Source organism: Photorhabdus khanii NC19 (assembly GCF_000517265.1).
Lineage (GTDB): Bacteria > Pseudomonadota > Gammaproteobacteria > Enterobacterales > Enterobacteriaceae > Photorhabdus > Photorhabdus khanii.
Genome location: NZ_AYSJ01000004.1, coordinates 390936 through 412208 on the forward strand (window position 1 = coordinate 390936; position 21273 = coordinate 412208).

A 21273-nucleotide genomic window follows, 5' to 3' on the forward strand; every position below is an offset into this window, starting at 1 on the left:
TCTTAATTCTTTTTCGTGACGATTATTGCGGAATGTCACTATTCGGTGCTGCTGGCATTGCTGGGATTTCTGTGGACTTCTCGACTTTAGCCGGTTCACCAATATTCTCCCACTTACTGCCTATACCCGTTTGGTTACTGGTCATGTTCCCAAGCACCAAACTAATAATAAAAAACAGAGTGGCAAAAAGCGCAGTCATACGGGTCATAAAGTTACCAGAACCCGATGAACCAAATAGTGTTGCAGACGCACCCGCACCAAAGGAAGCACCCATATCAGCACCTTTACCCTGCTGTAGCATAACCAAGGCAATCAGCCCGATAGCGACCAGCAAGAAAACAACTAAAAGAGCTTCATACATATGTTGTACCTGTATCCTCGTGGGGTTTACCACGATTTACGTGGTTACCTTATACCGCATCACCCACCCAAACAGATTAATCGCCTGTTGAGTGGGTGTGAATACTAACCAAACAACATCTGATACGCAAGGTTAATTTCAATAATCAGAATCACTTGAGGAAAAAAACAACAAATTAACCAGCGTGTTTCACTGCATCAGCAATGCGATGCGCCAAAGCCGTTACCTGAACATTATCTTCACCTTCCACCATGACACGAATCAATGGCTCAGTGCCTGATTTGCGTAACAATACCCGTCCACGGCCATTTAATTCAGCTTCAACAGATTTGGCGACACTGATTACATTTTCTGATTGAAGTGGATCGTGTGAACCAGAAAAACGAACATTTACCAGCACCTGCGGCAAAAGTTTCATACCACTGCATAAATCATGCAGGCTCATATGGTTACGCACCATTGCACTCAGTATCTGAAGGCCAGCAACAATACCATCACCTGTAGTTGTTTTATCAAGCAGGATAACATGACCGGAATTTTCAGCACCTAAACGCCAGCCCTCTTCCTGCAATTTTTCCAGCACATAACGGTCACCCACCTTAGCACGCAAGAATGGGATACCAAGCTGCTTCAATGCCAACTCCAATCCCATATTACTCATCAGCGTACCCACAACACCACCACGCAGTTGCCCCTGTCTCAAGGCTTCGCGGGCAATAATATAAAGGATCTGATCGCCATCAACTTTCTGCCCCAAGTGGTCAACCATAATCACGCGGTCACCATCACCATCGAATGCCAAGCCAACATCGGCTTTCTCTTCTACAACACGTTGCTGCAACAACCGAACATCGGTAGCACCACATTTTTCGTTGATATTAATCCCGTTCGGCTCACAGCCAATCGTCACAACATTAGCCCCTAGCTCTCTGAGTACATTTGGAGCAATGTGATAAGTCGCACCGTTAGCGCAGTCAAGAACAATTTTCAACCCATTGAGACTTTGTTCGCTTGGAAATGTACCTTTACAGAACTCAATATAACGACCAGCCGCATCAACAATACGGTTTGCACGTCCTAACTCTGCGGATTCCACGCAAGTCAGTGGTTTTTCCATTTCAGCTTCAATCGCTTCTTCCACATCATCCGGCAATTTCTTCCCGTCAATAGAGAAGAATTTAATACCATTATCATAATAAGGATTATGAGAAGCAGAAATAACAATTCCAGCTTCAGCACGGAAAGTACGGGTCAGATAAGCAACAGCTGGTGTCGGCATAGGACCAGTAAATGAAGCAGACAAACCAGCCGCTGCCAAACCTGCTTCTAAAGAAGACTCCAGCATATAGCCAGAAATGCGAGTATCCTTACCGATAATTATCTTACGAGAACCATGACGGGCCAGTACCTTACCCGCAGCCCAACCGAGCTTTAACACAAAATCCGGCGTGATTGGGCTATCGCCCACTTTGCCACGGATGCCATCAGTACCAAAGTATTTGCGGTTACTCATAATTTCTTTTCTTCCTTTACTGAAAGTGTTTCTTCAACAATTCGCATTGCCTGAACGGTCTCTTTAACGTCATGTACCCGGATAATTTGTGCTCCTTGCATAGCGGCAATAACAGCGCAGGCCACACTACCGGCAACCCTTTCTTGTGGTGGGACATGAAGCAGTTGACCTATCATGGACTTACGTGACATTCCTGCCAACACAGGCAAACCAAATTGATGAAGTTCGTTTAAATGCGCCAGTAACTGATAATTATGCGTCAAGTCCTTGCCAAAACCGAAGCCCGGATCAAGAATAAGTTTATCTTTTGCTATCCCTGCAGCCATACAACGTTCAATTTGCTCAGTAAAAAATTGTTTCATTTCACCCAACAAATTTTCATAATATGGAGCATCCTGCATAGTCCTCGGCTGACCTTTCATATGCATCAAACAAACAGGTAAGCCAGATTGAACAGCACTTTCCAAAGCACCAGACTCTTGCAATGAACGAATATCGTTAATCAAATGAGCACCAGCTTTTGCCGATTCACTCATAACCAATGCTTTTGAGGTATCAACAGAAATCCAAATATTAAATCGTTGAACTAAAGCTTCAATAACCGGAACAACCCGATCTACTTCTTCCTGTTCACTGACCTCATCGGCACCGGGACGGGTAGATTCTCCACCGACATCAATGATTGCAGCGCCTTCAATAACCATTTTTTCAGCATGCCGTAAGGCCATATCCAGAGTATTATGAATGCCGCCATCTGAAAATGAATCTGGAGTAACATTCAAAATACCCATTACTTGCGGGCGGGAGAGATCGAGAACATTATCTCTAACTATGAGTTTCATGTTGGTCTACCTTTAATATCAAAACCCCAGGGCTTGCCTGGGGTTTAATACATATATCTATCGGGCTAAGGAACAATTACTGATCTTTATTTCCTGATTGTTCACCATCTTGTACCGACGTATTGATATCATCAGTTGGTTTTGCAGGCTGTGGAGGTGACGTATTACTTGCTGGTCGGCTGTTATTGTTGCTACCGTTACCATTTTCCCATCCTGCCGGCGGGCGCACATTCGTACGATTCATTAAGTCATCGATCTGAGGTGCATCAATAGTTTCGTACTTCATCAATGCATCTTTCATCGAATGCAGGATATCAAGGTTATCCATCAGAATATGACGGGTACGTTGATAGTTATGGTCAATAATTGCCTTAACTTCCTGATCGATAAGACGAGCAGTTTCATCAGACATATGTTTAGCTTTCGCAACTGAACGCCCGAGGAACACTTCCCCTTCTTCCTCCGCATAGAGCAATGGGCCGAGTTTTTCCGAGAAACCCCACTGCGTTACCATGTTACGAGCAATCGATGTTGCAACCTTGATATCGTTAGATGCACCAGTAGAAACACTGTCTGGACCATAAATAATCTCTTCTGCCAGACGGCCTCCATATAAGGTTGAAATCTGGCTTTCCAGCTTCTGGCGGCTAGCACTGATCTGATCCCCTTCCGGCAGGAAGAAAGTCACACCCAAAGCGCGACCACGAGGAATAATGGTAACTTTATGAACAGGATCATGCTCAGGAACCAAACGACCAATAATGGCATGGCCTGCTTCATGATAAGCAGTTGATTCTTTTTGCTCTTCCGTCATCACCATGGAACGGCGCTCCGCACCCATCATGATTTTGTCTTTCGCTTTTTCGAATTCAACCATAGAAACCACACGTCTGTTGCCACGGGCAGCAAACAAAGCAGCTTCATTCACCAAATTCGCCAGATCAGCACCAGAGAATCCCGGAGTACCGCGCGCAATGACAGAAGCATCGACATCAGTATCCAGAGGAACCCGGCGCATATGAACTTTCAGAATCTGCTCACGACCACGTACGTCTGGCAGACCGACAACAACCTGGCGGTCAAAACGCCCAGGGCGCAGTAACGCCGGATCAAGTACGTCAGGGCGGTTAGTTGCGGCAATGACGATAATACCTTCGTTACCTTCAAAGCCATCCATCTCAACCAGCATCTGGTTCAAAGTCTGCTCACGTTCATCGTGACCACCACCCAAACCGGCACCACGCTGACGGCCTACTGCATCAATCTCATCAATAAAAATGATACAAGGTGCCGCTTTCTTCGCCTGTTCGAACATATCACGAACACGGGATGCACCAACGCCGACAAACATTTCAACAAAGTCAGAGCCGGAAATAGTAAAGAATGGCACTTTTGCCTCACCGGCAATTGCTTTTGCCAGCAAAGTCTTACCAGTACCTGGAGGCCCGACCATCAGAATGCCTTTTGGGATTTTTCCACCCAATTTCTGGAAACGGCCTGGCTCACGCAGATATTCCACCAGTTCACCGACTTCTTCTTTCGCTTCGTCACAACCAGCAACATCAGCAAAAGTGGTTTTAATCTGATCTTCTGTCAGCATACGAGCTTTGCTTTTACCAAAAGACATTGCCCCTTTACCGCCACCGCCCTGCATCTGGCGCATAAAGAAAATCCAGACTCCGATAAGCAATAACATCGGGAACCAGGAAATGAAAATAGAAGTTAGCAGGCTTGGTTCTTCCGGCGGTTCACCAACCACTTTCACGTTCTTATTCAGTAACGTATCAAGTAGTTTTTCATCCTGTATTGGTAGGTAAGTGGTGTATCTGCTGTTATCTTTCTTACTAACATTAATTTCACGACCTGTGATACGAACTTCGCGCACCTGATCCTGGGCTAACTCATTGATGAAGGTAGAGTAATCCACCCTACGACTATTGGAATCGCTGGGACCAAAACTCTGGAATAACGACATCAGCACAACTGCGATAACTAACCAGAGAATCAGGTTTTTCGCCATGTCACTCAAGGGATTAACCTCATATTACAACTGTGTTAACAAATAGCATTCAGGGTACTATAGTTTCCGCCCTGTCGCTACAATGTATACTTCACGCGATCGTGCCCGCGAAGCGTCTGGCTTACGAATTTTCACGTTCGTAAACAGGGAGCGAATTTCCCTCAGGTATTCATCAAAGCCCTCTCCCTGAAACACTTTGACAATGAAACTCCCCCCGGGGGCCAGCACATCACGACACATATCCAACGCCAATTCAACCAGATACATGGATCGAGGAATATCGACCGCAGGTGTTCCGCTCATATTGGGTGCCATATCCGACATGACAACCTGGACTTTGTTATCACCAACTCGCTCAAGCAATGTTTTCAATACAAGTTCATCACGAAAATCGCCCTGAAGGAAATCGACTCCGACAATTGGATCCATCGGTAAAAGATCACAGGCAATCACCCGCCCATTCTCATTAATTTGACTCACTGCATACTGAGACCATCCACCAGGGGCGGCGCCTAAATCGACAACGGTCATGCCGGGCTTAAAAATTTTGTCACTTTGTTGAATTTCATCAAGTTTAAACCAAGCGCGAGAGCGAAGCCCTTTTTTCTGTGCCTGAAGAACATATTTATCACTAAAGTGTTCTTGTAACCAGCGGCTGGAGCTTGCCGAACGTTTTTTATTGGCCATTGTCCTTTCCAACTATACTAATAAAGAGCCAGATATCTATTGCTCCGCACACCAAAACCACAACACACTATTTATGGTGATAGATATGAGATGGCGGTAGAATGTCCCGTTTTCAATCCTAACTAAGCAAAAAAACAATGACTCTTAACAAAAAACAAGTGCAACACCTGAAAAGTTTAGCTCATCCGTTAAAACCTGTCGTCATGATTGGTAACAACGGTTTGACTGAGGGCGTGTTGGCTGAAATTGAACAAACGCTGGCACACCATGAGCTTATCAAAGTCAAAATCGCAGGCGAAGATCGTGAAATCAAAAATTTGATCGCCGATGCAATTGTCCGCGAAACTGGTGCATATAATGTGCAAATTATCGGAAAAATACTGGTTCTTTACCGCCAATCGGAAGAACGCAGAATTATTTTACCTAAATAATCAAACCACATTTATATAAAAATGCCATGCGCATGATTATGGTAAAAAAGGCCATATCCGGCCTTTTTTACCTTCTCTAGGTTTTTTATGTAGCTTTACCTAATAGGAATCAATAGCAACAGGCTGATTCTGAAGTTTAAATATATTCAACTTTCAGGATTTCATATTCAACTTCACCGCCTGGTGTTTTGATAATAACAACGTCATCAGCTTCTTTACCAATCAGACCACGGGCAATCGGTGAATTCACTGAGATTAAATTTTCTTTAATATCAGCTTCATCATCACCCACAATCCGGTAAGTCTGCTCTTCATCCGTATTTATATTCAAAGCTGTCACTGTAGCGCCAAAAATAACGCGCCCAGTTTTGGGCATTTTTGTGACATCAATCACTTGTGCATTAGAAAGCTTAGCTTCGATTTCCTGAATACGGCCTTCGCAGAAACCTTGCTGTTCACGGGCTGCATGATACTCAGCGTTTTCTTTCAGATCACCATGTTCACGCGCTTCAGCAATGTCTGAAATAATTTTTGGACGGCGTACGTTCTTTAGATAATCTAACTCTTCGCGCAACTTATCCGCGCCACGTACCGTCATTGGAATCTGTTTCATTTATTAATCCTCTAAATCTTTCCTGAGCAAAAAACAAGCATCATCCTGATGTTTTCAGATAACAGCACAATGAGCACGCCTTGTCGGGCGGGCTTCCAGACAATAAACAATAATGTGAACCACCGGGCTACCCAGAGTTCACAGTCATATTCTACATATTAATATATCATTCTAACGTAGACTTGATGATGGGTCATCGTTTACTTTCCCCCACGTTGCGCCTTAGTATTGTGGCATGTCCACATCCATATGCGAAATTTATGTCCTTCTTTAAAATTGCCAGCAAATTAGTTTGCGTTGTCTGTCTGTACTTGACTACCCCCAACGCAAACGCCACATCTGTTGAGGAATATACGCAATATCTGCCTGATGGCACTAATCTTGCGTTAATCGCTCAGAAAGTTGGTGCCAATACCCCGTTAATTGATTATCACGGGCAGCAAATGGCTCTGCCAGCAAGCACTCTGAAAGTTGTCACCGCGCTTGCAGCATTATTACAACTGGGAAAAGACTATCGCTTTATCACCACATTGGAAAGTAATGGCAAAATTTCAAACGGTATTTTAAAAGGGAATTTGATCGCTCGTTTTGTCGGAGATCCAACGCTGACCCGCCAACAACTTCGCAATATGGTTACAGTTTTGAATCAAGCCGGCGTGAAAAAAATTGACGGTGATCTTTTAATAGATGTTTCCGCTTTTTCCAGCCACGATAAGGCTCCCGGTTGGGTATGGAATGATATGACCCAATGTTTTAGTGCGCCGCCTGCTGCCGCAATCGTAGATAGAAACTGTTTTTCCGTTTCATTGTATAGCGCAGAACATCCCGGTGATACTGCGTTCATCCGTGTCGCATCCTTTTATCCAGTGAATATGTTTAGTGAAGTTAAAACATTGGCAAAAGGTTCTCCTGAAAGCCAATACTGTGAATTAGATGTCGTTCCAGGAGAACTCAACCGTTTTACACTTACCGGATGCCTTACTCAGCGCAGTGAACCGTTGCCACTGGCTTTCGCTATTCAGAACGGAACCAGCTATGCGGGGGCAATTCTCAAAAACGAACTGCAAATTGCTGGAATTGAAATCACAGGTAACCTCAAACGCCAAAGCTTACCAACTGAGCCGAGTAAAATTTTGGTTCAGAATCAATCCGCACCATTACATGATCTGCTGAAAGTCATGCTGAAAAAATCTGACAATATGATCGCGGATACCGTATTCAGGACAATAGGCCGACAGCTCTTTGATATACCAGGAACCTGGCGTTCAGGCTCTGATGCGGTACGGCAAGTATTGAAACAAAAAGCAGGTATCGATCTGGGAAATACCGTGATGGTAGATGGCTCAGGATTATCCCGCCATAATCTGATTGCCCCAGCAACCATGATGGAAGTATTACAATTTATTGCTCAACATGATCAAGAATTAGATTTCATTTCCATGCTGCCATTAGCTGGTCATGACGGTACTCTAAGATACCGGGGAGGATTGGATGAAGCAGGAGTAAACGGGAAAGTTTCGGCTAAAACCGGTGCCCTGCAAGGAGTGTATAATCTGGCTGGCTTTATAACCACTGCTAGCGGTCAGCGAGTTGCCTTCGTGCAGTTTATTTCTGCTTATGCCGTACCGCCAAAAGAGCACCGCAGCCGGCGGGTTCCTCTGGTGCGATTCGAAAGTCGGCTATATAAAGATTTATATCAACAAAACTAATAAAATCGGCGCCACAAATAGGTGGCGCCCTTAACTGCAATGAAAGAGACAGAAGAATCAGCGTTTATAAATTACTTCAATACCTTCGTCGTCATCTTCATCCCAATCGTCATCCCAGTCATCGTCTGCTTCCGAAACCTGTTCTAGTTGCTCTTTATGGTAATCATCCCACATGAATTCAACTTTCTCAGGTTGAGCGCCATCTTCTGTTGTACTCATATTACGAGGTTTGGTTTTCATAAACTCCATAATATCCCAACAAAGCTCTTTAACACCCAGACGATTTATCGCTGAGATCATGTAAAAATCTCCTTCCCAACCTAATTCATCAGCAATAGCTTGTGCACGCTGTTTGGCTTCTTCTGGCTCTAACAGATCAACTTTATTGAATACCAACCAACGTGGTTTTTCTGCCAATTTTTCGCTGTATTGCTGTAACTCATTGACAATAATCCGGGCATTTTCGACAGGATCTGATTCATCAACAGGACAGATATCAATTAAATGCAGCAGCACCCGACAACGTTCCAAATGTTTCAAGAAACGAATACCCAAGCCAGCACCGTCGGAAGCACCTTCAATAAGACCCGGAATATCAGCGACCACGAAACTCTGCTCGTTATCCATCCTTACAACACCCAAGCTGGGTACCAGAGTTGTGAATGGATAATCTGCAACTTTTGGTTTAGCAGCAGAAACAGCACGGATAAATGTAGATTTCCCTGCATTTGGCATCCCCAGCATACCAACATCTGCCAACAACATCAGTTCCAGCATCAATTCGCGGGTTTCACCTGAAGTCCCCATTGTTTTTTGACGAGGAGCCCGGTTAACAGAAGATTTAAAGCGGGTATTACCCAGTCCATGAAATCCACCTTTCGCTACCATCAGACGCTGTTCATGACGAGTCATGTCGCCCAGAATTTCACCGGTTGCCACATCACGGACACGCGTACCAACAGGCACTTTAATCGTAATATCCTGACCACGCTTACCTGTACAATCACGGCTCTGACCATTTTGTCCACGTTCCGCCCGAAAAGACTTTTCAAAACGATAGTCAATCAGTGTGTTGAGATTTTCATCTGCCAGCAGATAAACATCTCCACCGTCTCCACCGTCCCCACCGTCTGGCCCACCTTTCGGAATATATTTTTCACGACGGAAGCTGACACAACCATTGCCACCATCCCCCGCAACAACCAGTATTCTGGCTTCATCTACAAATTTCATATTTTTTCTCCGTATGATAGCCATTACAGTGCTGGACGGCTGTTTTACCCAGAGATGGCGTATTCAGAATAATAAAAAGCCCCGCAACACATTGCGGGGCTTCTGATTCGGTTTGTAACTCGAAAAACTTATTCAGCTTCGATGCTGATAAATTTGCGGTTTTTCGGGCCTTTAACTTCGAACTTAACTTTCCCGTCAGCTAATGCGAACAGGGTGTGGTCACGACCACAACCAACGTTGGTGCCAGCGTGGAATTTAGTACCACGTTGACGGACAATGATGCTGCCTGCTAATACAGACTCGCCACCAAAACGTTTTACACCCAGACGTTTACTTTCAGAATCACGGCCATTACGAGTTGAGCCGCCAGCCTTTTTGTGTGCCATTAATCTGCTCTCCTAAATCTTAAGCGATGCCAGTGATTTTAACATCAGTGAACCACTGACGGTGGCCTTGCTGCTTACGGCTGTGTTTACGACGACGAAACTTAACGATTTTAATTTTCTCGCCGCGACCATGAGCAACCACTTCAGCTTTGACTTTAACGCCTTCAACTACAGGAGCGCCGATTTTGATGTCATCACCATTAGCGACCATCAGAACCTGGTCAAACTCAACAGTTTCACCTGTTGCGATGTCCAGCTTTTCCAGGCGAATTGTTTGACCTTCGCTGACTCGGTGTTGTTTACCACCACTTTGGAAAACCGCGTACATATAAACTCCGCTTTCCGCACGCCCCCTAAATATCATTCCAGAGCGCGCTATAAATATTCATAATAGGGCGCGAATTCTACGCAAAAAAGCCTAAGAAGACAAGAGCAGAATTAGAGCAGATGATAAAAAAACATAGTTTCTGAATTGTCATTTATTTGAACTGTTTTTCGAGTACAATCAAGACACAGCGATAACTATTATAATGTTAATATGAACACTGCTCTGCATTAGAACCTATAGCCGAAAAAACATGAATTTAGAATCTATTATCAAGCTAACCGCTGATGATATGGCAGCGGTAAATGAAGCCATTCTTAGTCAGTTGAATTCTGACGTTACTCTTATAAATCAACTGGGCTACTACATAATCAGTGGCGGTGGAAAACGCATCCGCCCAATCATTGCCATTCTCGCTGGCAGAGCATTAGGTTGTCAGGGTGATAAGCATATTACTGTTGCTGCTTTAATTGAATTTATCCACACAGCGACCTTGCTACATGATGATGTTGTAGATGAATCGGATATGCGACGTGGCAAAGCCACCGCCAATGCCACTTTTGGTAATGCAGCCAGTGTACTGGTTGGTGATTTTATATACACCCGATCGTTTCAGATGATGACTACACTTAACTCTATGCAGGTTCTTAAACTGATGTCAGAAGCAACTAATGTTATCGCTGAAGGCGAGGTTTTACAGTTAATGAACTGCAATGACCCAGATATCTCTGAAGACGATTATATGCGTGTGATTTACAGTAAAACAGCACGGCTGTTTGAAGTCGCCGCCCACTCTTCTGCGATTCTTTCCAACGCGACACAAGAACAAGAAGCTGCTTTACAAGATTACGGACGTTATTTAGGCACTGCATTCCAGCTAATTGATGATTTGCTGGACTATGATGCTGATAGCGACACTCTGGGCAAAAACACCGGTGATGACCTCAATGAAGGTAAACCAACATTACCACTGCTGCACGCTATGAATCATGGTAGTCCAGAACAATCAGCACTTATCCGTGAAGCAATTGAAAAAGGTAATGGCCGCCATTTACTCGAAACCGTACTGACAACAATGAAACAGTGCGGCTCGCTGGAATATACCCGTAAGCGAGCAGAAGAAGAAGCAGATAAAGCCATTGCTGCTTTACAGGTGCTGGGAAGCTCCCCATATAAGCAAGCACTTGTGGGGTTAGCACATATCGCCGTACAACGTATCTCTTAATTAATAGCAGCAAAACCTGGGGTTAATCTGCCTCCAGGTTTTTCTCTACGTCTTCAACACCAACATCAATATAACCAATAAGTTTTGCCAACCCTTCCCGAAGAATGAATTTCACAATTTTTTCCCGCTCAACTTTAGTCAGTTGATAGTAAGCTTCAACCCAGATTAAGAATGGGTCCTGCCGTTTGTTCGCGTAATCAACCGTGTTTTCCCCTACGGATAACATATTAAGTACATCTTCAGGCAAACTGTTTATATGGTATTCAAGAGCCTTGCCCTGAACACCCAGTTTACGTCTATATTCCCATTCTTCCCGCCTTGCCATCAGATTTATTCCCTGTGGCGAAGAAGGAAGTCCGGCAATACCAACCAGCTCTTTAGCTGAGTACCATTCTTTTTTCATACTTTTCTTCTCACTTTGCACCGGGATAATGAAGAAGAAGCCAAGTTAATTGGCATTTTTAATTTCCAAAAAAGAGTCAAATAACAGAAATATTTTCCAAAAAACTTCTGATACCGTCTCGTAAAATCATGGCTGTCACAGCCTGTTTCTCAGATTCTGACAACTGGTGGAAAGCTCCAACCCAAATCGATAAAGGATCTTGTTTCTGCACCTGATACTCAGAAGATGATTCATGAAGCTCCAGCGCTGCAATGGTCGTCTCTGGAAAACAGGAATAGTGATATTCGACTGCTTTGCCTTGTACCCCTTGCTTTTTCTGACATAACCACTCCTCACGTTTTGCTCTGGCATTAACCCCTTGTGGTGATCCAGGTAACTCACCCACGCCAACCAATTCCTTGGCCGAAAACCACTCTTTTTTCATCACGTTTCTCTATTTTTGTAACCAAGTTCAAAAAAGAAGTTTTTAAGAAAAAATTTGGAAATATTTTTAGAAAAATAATGCTATTTTATTTCTCAATAACAGGTTTCAGTTCGTTATTGCTCTCATGCAGACCTGTTATTTATACCACTAACATAGCATCAAATTTAACAAAAAAAGGATTAAAAATGATTTCAAGGAAATCTGATTGGCATCCAGCCGACATAATTGCAGCTTTACGCAAGCGGGGAACAACCTTAGCTGAGGTATCACGCAAAGCGGGACTGAGCTCATCTACACTCGCTAATGCACTGTCTCGCCCATGGCCAAAGGGAGAATGGATAATTGCGAATTATCTGGAAATACACCCTTCAGAGATTTGGCCTAGTCGTTATTTTGATCCAAATACTGGAGAATTATTAGAAAGGAAAGTACGCGAACAAATAAATAATTAGCTAACGAATTATTTTCATTAAATAAAAACCGCCGGTAATTCGTTATACCAGCGGTTTTTATTGTTTCATAAGTATATATTTTATGTTTATAAAATATACCAATTAGTTATTAATGAATTTTTCACCTAATTCTATATCTTTTCTCAATACGTCCAACATGCCTTCCAATGATTTCTGTTCAAAATCACTCAACTTGCCAATATCCAGACGCTCTTCTACGCCATTTTTACCCAAACGAATCGGTTGAGCGAAAAAACGCGCATATTTGCCATCACCTTCAACATAGGCACATTCCACAACATTGCTTTCACCTTGTAAACCACGGACCAAAGAAAGGCCCAGACGAGCCGCAGCTTGTCCCATAGACAGAGTTGCAGATCCACCACCAGCTTTAGCTTCAACGACTTCAGTACCTGCATTCTGAATACGTTTAGTTAAGGCAGCTAACTCTTCATCAGTAAAACTCACACCAGGGATTTGGGACAACAGAGGCAGGATAGTCACACCAGAGTGACCACCGATAACCGGCACTTCGATTTCCTGCGGTTTTTTACCTTTCAATTCAGCAACAAAAGTATTGGAGCGGATAATATCCAGGGTTGTTACGCCAAACAGGCGGTTTTTATCATATACACCCGCTTTTTTCAGCACTTCGGCCGCAATAGCTACAGTTGTGTTGACTGGGTTAGTAATAATCCCAATCAGTGCCTTCGGACACGTTTTAGCCACTTGTTCTACCAGGTTACGAACGATACCCGCGTTAACATTAAACAGATCTGAACGATCCATACCTGGTTTCCGGGCAACACCCGCAGAAATCAATACAACGTCCGCTCCTTCCAACGCTGGCGTTGCATCTTCACCAGCAAAGCCCTTAATTCTCACATCCGTTGGGATGTGGCTCAAATCAGCAGCCACCCCAGGTGTCACTGGAGCGATATCATATAAAGAGAGTTCTGAACCTGAAGGAAGCTGGGTTTTTAGTAGAAGAGCAAGCGCCTGACCAATACCACCGGCTGCACCGAGAACTGCAACTTTCATCCTGATACTCCTTAAATCGTTTATACTTTAAAATGCTGTGAATTCATCTGGTTATAAACCATAGATTACTACGTTCTTGAAAACAATCTGTTAACAGCCAAATTGTGGACTTACGCTCTAATAGTGGGACGCAAAAGTCGCCGTATTCTAGGCAAAATGCTTATCTGTTAATGAGATAATGGGCACTATTTTGATAATTACCTTATGATTTTATGAAACAACCCGCTAAATACCTTACACCTAACAACAACACCAAACAACATCATTTGATTAACAATATAATTACATGATAACCAGCCCAAAAAAGCAAATTCTCATATTCATATTTTGTGAATTTCTATATAGCATAAGACTAATTCATGCTTTTAAAATGGTGATAAAATCATTTTTATTGCATAAAAATTCATTTATATGCATAATATAATCTTCATAGCTGATTGAATATGGTGAAATATGCGTACTCCCTCTAAACAGGAAGAGTTAGTAAAAGCTTTCAAGGCGTTACTGAAAGAAGAAAAATTTAGCTCTCAAGGAGAAATCGTCACCGCCTTGCTGGAAGAAGGTTTTGAGAATATTAATCAATCCAAGGTCTCCAGAATGCTGACTAAATTTGGTGCTGTTCGCACCCGTAATGCCAAAATGGAAATGGTCTACTGCCTTCCTGCTGAGCTTGGCGTCCCTACTGCCACTAGTCCACTAAAAAACCTTGTACTGGATGTTGATCACAACCATTCAATTGTTGTAATTCGTACAAGCCCTGGTGCTGCTCAGCTTATTGCTCGCCTGTTGGACTCCCTTGGTAAAGCAGAAGGCATACTTGGCAGTATCGCGGGTGACGACACCATCTTCATCACACTTGCCAGAGGTTTCACAGCAGAACAGCTACGTGAAAAAATTCTTGAATTGTTCGAACAAGAACTTTAAATGAATCGCGCCAGCATGGCGCGATTCATTTTTCCTGCCGCCATCCTCAGGACTGATAAGTTTTTTTATTCAGCTCAGACAATAATTTTTCATGCATACCACCAAACCCACCATTACTCATAACCAAAATATGATCGCCCTTTTGTGCCTTATCAACAATCATATGTACCAATGAATCGATATCAGCACTCCAATGCGCAGGCTGAACACAGCGATCTGCAATTTCTGATACATGCCATTTAATATTAGCCGGCTGGAATAAGAACACTTTGTCAGCACGCCCCAAAGCTGGCGCGATCTCATTCTTACTAACGCCCATTCTCATAGTATTTGAACGCGGTTCCAACACAGTAATAATACGGGCAGTTCCGCCAACCTTACTGCGCAGAGCTTCCAATGTTGCCAGAATTGCTGTCGGGTGATGCGCAAAATCATCATAAACGGTGATGCCATTCTGCTCACCACGTAGTTCAAGGCGACGACGAGCATTAATAAAATCACTCAAAGCACGGCAGGCATCGACTGGCTGGACGCCAACATGATGTGCAGCTGCAATCGCAATCAACCCATTACGCATATTATGTTCACCAACCAGTGACCAATTCACTTCTCCAACAATTTCACCACCATAAAACACCCGATAATCACTGCTGTCTGTACTTATTTTTTTTGCCTGCCAGCGGCCAGTTTCACCCACCAGTTCCAATTCACTCCAGCAACCCATAGACAAGACATGCTTCAGGTTCATATCGTTATCCGGAACAAAGATCTTGCCACTAGCCGGAATGATCCTGACAAGATGATGGAACTGTCTCTGAATAGCTGCCAGATCGCCAAAAATATCCCCATGATCAAATTCCAGATTATTCATAACCAGCGTACGTGGGCTGTAATGCACAAACTTGGATCGTTTATCAAAGAAAGCACTATCATATTCATCGGCTTCTATCACGAAAAACGGGCTTTCTCCGATCTGAGCTGATGTTTCAAAATTTCCAGGAACACCACCGATCAAGAAACCCGGTTTATAGCCACAAGCTTCCAGAATCCAAGCCAACATGCCGGCGGTTGTTGTTTTGCCATGCGTCCCTGCAACCGCCAGAACCCAACGCTCCGGCAAGACATAATCATGCAGCCATTGAGGACCAGAGGTATAAGGGAGCCCACGCTCCAGCACAGCCTCTACACAAGGATTTCCACGGCTCATGACATTACCGATGATGACCATATCTGGCACAGAATCCAATTGTGCCGGATCATATCCTTGAATCAGGCTAATCCCATGTTTTTCTAGTAAGGTACTCATTGGTGGATAAACATTGGTATCTGAGCCGGTTACCTCATGGCCGAGAGAACGTGCCAAAATTGCCAGTCCACCCATAAAAGTACCGCAGATACCAAGAATATGAATACGCATTGATTTCCCATTCCATAGCATGAAGTTAGCCACTATTCTAACCATCAAAAGCAAGATAAGAAATGGAATAGCCTATGAATCATCCCTTTCTTTGGCTAAACTGCCCGCGTAAGAGTGCAATGGACATTCTAAAACCACTATCAAATCACATTCAGGACTTTCGTCATGAAAACATTAGGCGAATTCATCGTCGAAAAGCAGCAAGATTTTTCTCATGCCACAGGTGAGCTCACCGCATTGCTTTCCGCTATTAAGCTCGGAGCAAAAATCATTCACCGTGATATCAACAAAGCCGGTTTAGTGGATATTTTAGGGACCAGCGGTGCGTCCAATATCCAAGGCGAAGTTCAGATGAAACTGGACCTGTATGCTAATGAAAAACTCAAAGCAGCATTGAAAGCACGCGGTGAAGTTGCCGGTATCGCTTCCGAGGAAGAAGACGACATCGTTATTTTCGAAGGCGACCGCGCTGAAAATGCAAAATATGTTGTTTTGATGGACCCATTAGATGGTTCTTCAAATATTGATGTAAACGTTTCCGTTGGTACTATCTTCTCTATCTACCGTCGTATTACACCTATCGGCAAACCCGTCACTGAAGAAGATTTCCTGCAACCGGGTAACCGCCAAGTCGCAGCCGGATATGTTGTCTACGGTTCTTCAACTATGTTGGTTTATACCACTGGCTGTGGTGTACATGCCTTTACTTATGATCCTTCACTCGGCGTATTCTGTCTTTCTCATGAGAAAGTCCAGTTTCCCCCTAAAGGCAATATGTATTCCATCAACGAAGGGAATTACATCAAATTCCCTATGGGAGTGAAGAAATACATTAAATATTGCCAGGAACAGGATGAGGAGACTCAGCGTCCTTACACCACACGTTATATCGGCTCGTTGGTTGCTGATTTCCACCGCAACCTGCTGAAAGGCGGAATCTACATTTACCCAAGCACCGCCAGCCATCCATCAGGAAAATTGCGCTTGCTGTATGAATGTAACCCAATGGCATTCTTGGCCGAACAAGCCGGCGGTAAAGCCAGTGATGGTGCCAACCGCATTCTGGATATCATCCCATCCAAACTGCATCAGCGCGTGCCTTTCTTTGTTGGTAGTAAATCAATGGTAGAGAAAGCCGAAAGTTTTATGGCTGAATTTCCGGATGAGTAATTTCATCGATTAATGACGAATTAAGAGGTGGTATTCCGCCTCTTAATCCTATGCCAGTATCTTGAAAAGGAACTTCTACTTACAAAACCCAAACGAGAGTTTTTCTTCGGTAGCTCTTCTCGCGAGAATTAGAAAACAGCTAACCATGAAGTATTCATTTACTATCAATATTGACATTATCGACAAGGAAGTCTAAAAAAGCACGTACACGTAAAGGCATATAACCACCATGCCCGACAAAAACAGCATGAATGTCTTCCATATCATCCATGTTAAACGCATCCAACACTGTGCATAATTTGTTGCGATTAATATCATCCTTCACTCTGAATTTTGCCAACCGAGCTAATCCGCCGTGTTCAATGGCCAGATAACGAAGTGCCTCACCATCACTGGCCTGAATTGTCCCTTTCGTGCTTATTTGACGGCGTACTCCATCAACAACAAACGGCCAGCCATTGATCGAACGCATATAGTTTGCACTTAGCAAATTATGGTTTCCCAAATCATCAGGGTGTTGTGGTATTCCTCTTTTCTGTAAATAAAGGGGAGAGCCAACAATAACCATTTTAGCCTGCCCAAGTTTACGTGCTATTAGGCTTGAATCCTTAAGTGGACCGGCTCTCACTGCGATATCTGAGCGCTGCCCAAGAATATCTACCACAGTATCAGTCAATACAATATCAAGTGTAATATCAGGGTATAGAGATGAAAAAATAGGGATCAACGGTAAGAGAAAATGATGGCCAAACGTGACGTTAGCATTCACACGTAAACGGCCCCGAGGTACATGACACTCACTGACACTACGTTCAGCTTCGTTCAGTTCAGCAAGAATCCCTACCCCACGCTCATAAAACAACTGCCCTTCTAGTGTAAATTGCAACTGCCGGGTTGAACGATTAAACAAACGAGAACCAAGCCGCGACTCCAAACGAGATATCAACTTACTAATAGCTGAAGGTGTCATCCCACAAGTTCTAGCTGCCGCAGAAAAGCTTCCATTTTCAACAACACATATGAATACTTCTAACTCTCTAAAGCGATTAATATCCATACCAATCCTATGAATTTATTTCACAAGTGTTTTTCCGTTATCCAGTCTAGTCCGTTAGATACCTTTAGTCCAAAATTTGGACAAATCAAAAGGATTAAAAATCCCTCTGAAAATATATCTAAATAACTTTTCAAAATAGTGATACACCTTGCCAACGCCTTACACAACAAGGGTTGTGGTATGCATAGTACAAAGCAGTTCATCAGACGTCAGAGTGGCCCTTTTCAGATATCAATCGAATAGACCAACTGTATCGGTATTATGAAATTCTACCTAGTCCCATTTCACAGCCGTGATAAAAAGGTTGAACTGCTGGGCCAAGACCGAAGTAATTAGCAATAGCACCAATAACACGTTGTGTCGCTTGACCATCTCCATAATGTTTAGTCTGAATATTAGCGCTTTTGAACACATCAAGATTATCCAAGATATGATTGACGCGTCGAATAATCAGATCACCAGAATTACCAACCAAAATTGCTGAACCAGTATGTATGGCTTCTGGCCTCTCGGTCAATGAACGCAATATCAATGTAGGTTTGCCAAGTGTTGGGCCTTCCTCTTCTGCTCCACTACTATCGGAAAGAATAATATCCGCACGACTCATCAACTGACAGAAATCCAGATAATTTAACGGTTCGATCAAATCAACGTTTATCATATTAGCCAGAATATTTTGAAGAGTTTGACAAACAACAGGATTTTTATGCATTGGAATTATAATCCGTACATCTTGCCGTGCGGCGATTTGTTTAATTGCATTAGCAATTTCAGGAATTTTTTCCCATGCTTCACGACGATGAACAGAAGCCAAAATAATCTTTCGTGTATCATGTTGCAAATCTTCAAAGATAGCATGTCGGCAAGACTGTTCTCTCTTAATTGCCCAATACAATGCATCGATTACTGTATTACCGGTAATAACAATACGGTCTTCCTTGATACCTCCACGGATTAGGTTAGCTGCGTTACCAGGTGTTGGTGCTAAATGCAAAGAGGCGATTTATGCTACCAATTTCCTATTACCTTCCTCGGGGAAAGGAGAACTGATGTTTCCGCTACGTAGCCCTGCTTCAATGTGGATCACTGGGGATATGATGATGGAAACCGGACAATGCAGCTGCCAACGTTTGTCCAAGCTGCATCACTTGCAAGTTATAATCCGGTCGGATATCAAACACAGCAAGAGCGTCATCCAACATTTCCTTGTGTTGACCAGTGGAAATCACAATAACTTTAAAACGAAAATCTTTTTTCAATGCATTTATTACCGGTCCATATTTAATAGCTTCCGGACGAGTGCCTAAAATTACAGCAATTTTCTTCATTGTCAGATCCCGAATAATTGATTATAAATATTAAAATGATACTACTGAGATAACTCAGACTATTACTTACATGATCTCGTATAAAATTTTTTTACTTCTGAACCAGGTTGTTATTTAATACGAAGCTAAATGATATGAAAAGCAATTTATTGGAAAAAAATTTTTTCCAAAAAGGAAAATATAGAATGAAGAACCTTGATGACCTTGAGGCTTTTATACAAATGATAGATTGCAAGAATTTTTCAAATGCAGCACAGACGTTAAATGTTACAACCAGCACAATTAATTTCAATGAGTGATAATAGTTAATTGGAAATTTTTACCCCACGAGCAATAATATTATTTGGAGATTATTACTGCCATAATATATTCATTATTCGGTAATATAATGTGCTGTTCACTTTACTGGAATTAGTAATTATAACCGAATTCGTGATAATCAGATGGCTACCAAAAACCTGATAATATCCTTCCATAAAACAGTTATTCCCCTTAGCTGTAACTCCTATCTTTTCTACACAAATTCCCTATCGAAAGATAGGGAATTAGATTGCTGGCAAGAAATTGATTAAAAAACAATCAGCTGGTCAGCAATCTACTACGAGCTCCCCTCACCTTTCTTATTTTGAAGATTTTTACAGATTAAGGTTATAGAGATAGTGAGATTTCATCATCATTCTGGCTATAATACCCCCCACTCCATTCTGGTTTGAAACAAAGGAAACGTTCATGAGCCTGAACTCAGTACCGGCAGGGAAAGACCTGCCAGAAGACATCTACGTCATTATCGAAATCCCTGCGAACGCAGATCCAATCAAATATGAAGTTGATAAAGAATCCGGTGCGCTGTTTGTAGACCGTTTTATGTCTACCGCAATGTTCTATCCATGCAACTATGGTTACATCAACAATACTCTGTCTTTGGATGGTGACCCGGTTGATGTTCTGGTTCCAACGCCATACCCATTGCAACCAGGTGCTGTGATCCGCTGCCGTCCGGTTGGCGTTCTGAAAATGACTGATGAATCAGGTGAAGATGCCAAACTGGTTGCAGTTCCGCACAGCAAATTGACCAAAGAATATGATCACATTAAAGATGTGAACGATCTGCCAGAATTGCTGCGCGCTCAGATCACTCACTTCTTTGAGCACTACAAAGATCTGGAAAAAGGTAAGTGGGTTAAAGTTGATGGTTGGGATAATGCCGAAGCGGCTAAAGCAGAAATTGTCTCCTCTTTCGAACGTGCTGCTAAGAAATAATCCATCTTTATGTGCATAATTAAAAAACCTCTGTGGACCATCACCGGCAGAGGTTTTTTAATGTCATAATCCCTTTTTATCATGATAAAAAGGGATTTTTATTTACTCTTCTGCGTGGCGCTTTAACCAGTCACCGCTTTTTATCCGCCGTAAACTGGTTACCGGAAACTGATAAAGATATATCCATGCACTACCATACGGTGTTTGAATCAACTCCCTTACATACTCCCGAGAATTATCTTTCAAATCGTCTAATTCTGTCAGGATAGTTGAGTTGATGCGATATACCTCACATTCAATACTCCCGTCACCACGGATTACCGCAGGATAATACCCAAGGTCATACAGCTCATAGCCTTCCAGCTTATGATCCCCTAACCATTGAGCATCGGTCATCCAGTGATGATTGCCCTGTTTGCGCCGTAAGCTGCCATAAACAATAATTCGCATTT

Annotated in this window: 23 protein-coding genes and 1 pseudogene; 7 read left to right on the forward strand and 17 right to left on the reverse strand. The window is 43.0% G+C overall.

Annotation, left to right across the window (positions count from 1 at the left end):
• Positions 1–22 precede the first annotated feature (22 nt).
• The 5 genes from secG to rlmE all read right to left on the reverse strand — a co-directional run bounded on the left by secG (position 23) and on the right by rlmE (position 5423).
• Entirely contained in the window at positions 23–361 is a 339-nt protein-coding gene (gene secG / locus PTE_RS06170) for a preprotein translocase subunit SecG (RefSeq protein ID WP_036844077.1), read from the reverse strand.
• 175 nt (positions 362–536) lie between these two features.
• A complete protein-coding gene (gene glmM, locus PTE_RS06175; protein ID WP_036844078.1) occupies positions 537–1874 on the reverse strand; it encodes a phosphoglucosamine mutase in 1338 nt (445 codons plus the stop codon).
• Positions 1871–2716 carry a dihydropteroate synthase gene (gene folP / locus PTE_RS06180; RefSeq protein WP_036844079.1) on the reverse strand — a complete coding sequence of 282 codons (846 nt, stop codon included), beginning with the start codon at positions 2714–2716 and terminating at the stop codon, positions 1871–1873. Before folP ends, glmM begins: the two co-directional genes overlap by 4 nt.
• Positions 2717–2792: 76 nt before the next feature.
• Positions 2793–4736 carry an ATP-dependent zinc metalloprotease FtsH gene (gene ftsH / locus PTE_RS06185; RefSeq protein WP_110742802.1) on the reverse strand — a complete coding sequence of 648 codons (1944 nt, stop codon included), beginning with the start codon at positions 4734–4736 and terminating at the stop codon, positions 2793–2795.
• 57 nt (positions 4737–4793) lie between these two features.
• On the reverse strand, positions 4794–5423 hold the full coding sequence (gene rlmE, locus PTE_RS06190; protein ID WP_015836112.1) for a 23S rRNA (uridine(2552)-2'-O)-methyltransferase RlmE: 630 nt from the start codon (positions 5421–5423) through the stop codon (positions 4794–4796).
• A gap of 137 nt (positions 5424–5560) precedes the next feature.
• Here rlmE and yhbY point away from each other — a divergent pair, with 137 nt between their 5' ends.
• Positions 5561–5854 carry a ribosome assembly RNA-binding protein YhbY gene (yhbY, locus tag PTE_RS06195; protein WP_021323300.1) on the forward strand — a complete coding sequence of 98 codons (294 nt, stop codon included), beginning with the start codon at positions 5561–5563 and terminating at the stop codon, positions 5852–5854.
• 136 nt (positions 5855–5990) lie between these two features.
• Here the strand turns inward: yhbY and greA are convergent, their stop codons facing one another.
• Positions 5991–6467 carry a transcription elongation factor GreA gene (greA, locus tag PTE_RS06200; protein ID WP_036844081.1) on the reverse strand — a complete coding sequence of 159 codons (477 nt, stop codon included), beginning with the start codon at positions 6465–6467 and terminating at the stop codon, positions 5991–5993.
• A gap of 260 nt (positions 6468–6727) precedes the next feature.
• Between greA and dacB the strand changes: the two genes are divergently transcribed.
• A complete protein-coding gene (gene dacB, locus PTE_RS06205) occupies positions 6728–8176 on the forward strand; it encodes a serine-type D-Ala-D-Ala carboxypeptidase (RefSeq protein WP_036844082.1) in 1449 nt (482 codons plus the stop codon).
• A gap of 57 nt (positions 8177–8233) precedes the next feature.
• Here the strand turns inward: dacB and cgtA are convergent, their stop codons facing one another.
• The 3 genes from cgtA to rplU all read right to left on the reverse strand — a co-directional run bounded on the left by cgtA (position 8234) and on the right by rplU (position 10123).
• Positions 8234–9409, reverse strand: coding sequence for an Obg family GTPase CgtA (gene cgtA / locus PTE_RS06210; protein ID WP_036844083.1), 1176 nt, complete (start codon positions 9407–9409; stop codon positions 8234–8236).
• Between the two features lie 128 nt (positions 9410–9537).
• Positions 9538–9795 carry a 50S ribosomal protein L27 gene (gene rpmA / locus PTE_RS06215; protein ID WP_036844084.1) on the reverse strand — a complete coding sequence of 86 codons (258 nt, stop codon included), beginning with the start codon at positions 9793–9795 and terminating at the stop codon, positions 9538–9540.
• A gap of 19 nt (positions 9796–9814) precedes the next feature.
• Positions 9815–10123, reverse strand: coding sequence for a 50S ribosomal protein L21 (rplU, locus tag PTE_RS06220; RefSeq protein WP_015836119.1), 309 nt, complete (start codon positions 10121–10123; stop codon positions 9815–9817).
• Between the two features lie 250 nt (positions 10124–10373).
• Here rplU and ispB point away from each other — a divergent pair, with 250 nt between their 5' ends.
• A complete protein-coding gene (gene ispB / locus PTE_RS06225) occupies positions 10374–11345 on the forward strand; it encodes an octaprenyl diphosphate synthase (protein WP_036844085.1) in 972 nt (323 codons plus the stop codon).
• 22 nt (positions 11346–11367) lie between these two features.
• Here the strand turns inward: ispB and PTE_RS06230 are convergent, their stop codons facing one another.
• Together PTE_RS06230 and PTE_RS06235 are read right to left on the reverse strand one after the other, a co-directional pair.
• Entirely contained in the window at positions 11368–11748 is a 381-nt protein-coding gene (locus PTE_RS06230; protein WP_036844086.1) for a DNA-binding protein, read from the reverse strand.
• 76 nt (positions 11749–11824) lie between these two features.
• Positions 11825–12133, reverse strand: a complete 309-nt coding sequence (locus tag PTE_RS06235; RefSeq protein WP_274534097.1) for a DNA-binding protein — start codon at positions 12131–12133, stop codon at positions 11825–11827.
• 224 nt (positions 12134–12357) lie between these two features.
• Here PTE_RS06235 and PTE_RS06240 point away from each other — a divergent pair, with 224 nt between their 5' ends.
• Positions 12358–12624, forward strand: a complete 267-nt coding sequence (locus PTE_RS06240) for a helix-turn-helix domain-containing protein (protein WP_036844088.1) — start codon at positions 12358–12360, stop codon at positions 12622–12624.
• Between the two features lie 102 nt (positions 12625–12726).
• On the opposite strand, the gene mdh is transcribed toward PTE_RS06240, so the two are convergent.
• On the reverse strand, positions 12727–13665 hold the full coding sequence (gene mdh, locus PTE_RS06245; RefSeq protein WP_036844089.1) for a malate dehydrogenase: 939 nt from the start codon (positions 13663–13665) through the stop codon (positions 12727–12729).
• A gap of 453 nt (positions 13666–14118) precedes the next feature.
• Here mdh and argR point away from each other — a divergent pair, with 453 nt between their 5' ends.
• On the forward strand, positions 14119–14589 hold the full coding sequence (gene argR, locus PTE_RS06250; RefSeq protein ID WP_021323292.1) for a transcriptional regulator ArgR: 471 nt from the start codon (positions 14119–14121) through the stop codon (positions 14587–14589).
• A gap of 46 nt (positions 14590–14635) precedes the next feature.
• On the opposite strand, the gene mpl is transcribed toward argR, so the two are convergent.
• Entirely contained in the window at positions 14636–16006 is a 1371-nt protein-coding gene (mpl, locus tag PTE_RS06255; protein ID WP_036844090.1) for a UDP-N-acetylmuramate:L-alanyl-gamma-D-glutamyl-meso-diaminopimelate ligase, read from the reverse strand.
• Between the two features lie 165 nt (positions 16007–16171).
• Between mpl and fbp the strand changes: the two genes are divergently transcribed.
• On the forward strand, positions 16172–17176 hold the full coding sequence (gene fbp / locus PTE_RS06260) for a class 1 fructose-bisphosphatase (RefSeq protein ID WP_036844091.1): 1005 nt from the start codon (positions 16172–16174) through the stop codon (positions 17174–17176).
• Positions 17177–17330: 154 nt separating this feature from the next.
• On the opposite strand, the gene PTE_RS06265 is transcribed toward fbp, so the two are convergent.
• From PTE_RS06265 to PTE_RS25950, 3 genes and pseudogenes are all read right to left on the reverse strand, one after another.
• Positions 17331–18233: a LysR family transcriptional regulator gene (locus tag PTE_RS06265; protein WP_036844092.1), complete on the reverse strand. Its 903-nt coding sequence runs from the start codon at positions 18231–18233 to the stop codon at positions 17331–17333.
• 259 nt (positions 18234–18492) lie between these two features.
• Positions 18493–19320, reverse strand: a pseudogene (gene wecB / locus PTE_RS06270) (non-hydrolyzing UDP-N-acetylglucosamine 2-epimerase).
• A complete protein-coding gene (locus tag PTE_RS25950; protein WP_198539165.1) occupies positions 19307–19561 on the reverse strand; it encodes a glycosyltransferase family protein in 255 nt (84 codons plus the stop codon). Before PTE_RS25950 ends, wecB begins: the two are co-directional and overlap by 14 nt.
• Positions 19562–20290: 729 nt before the next feature.
• Here PTE_RS25950 and ppa point away from each other — a divergent pair.
• Entirely contained in the window at positions 20291–20821 is a 531-nt protein-coding gene (ppa, locus tag PTE_RS06275) for an inorganic diphosphatase (RefSeq protein ID WP_036844093.1), read from the forward strand.
• A gap of 102 nt (positions 20822–20923) precedes the next feature.
• On the opposite strand, the gene PTE_RS06280 is transcribed toward ppa, so the two are convergent.
• Positions 20924–21271 carry a gamma-glutamylcyclotransferase family protein gene (locus PTE_RS06280; protein ID WP_036844094.1) on the reverse strand — a complete coding sequence of 116 codons (348 nt, stop codon included), beginning with the start codon at positions 21269–21271 and terminating at the stop codon, positions 20924–20926.
• Positions 21272–21273: the final 2 nt, after the last annotated feature.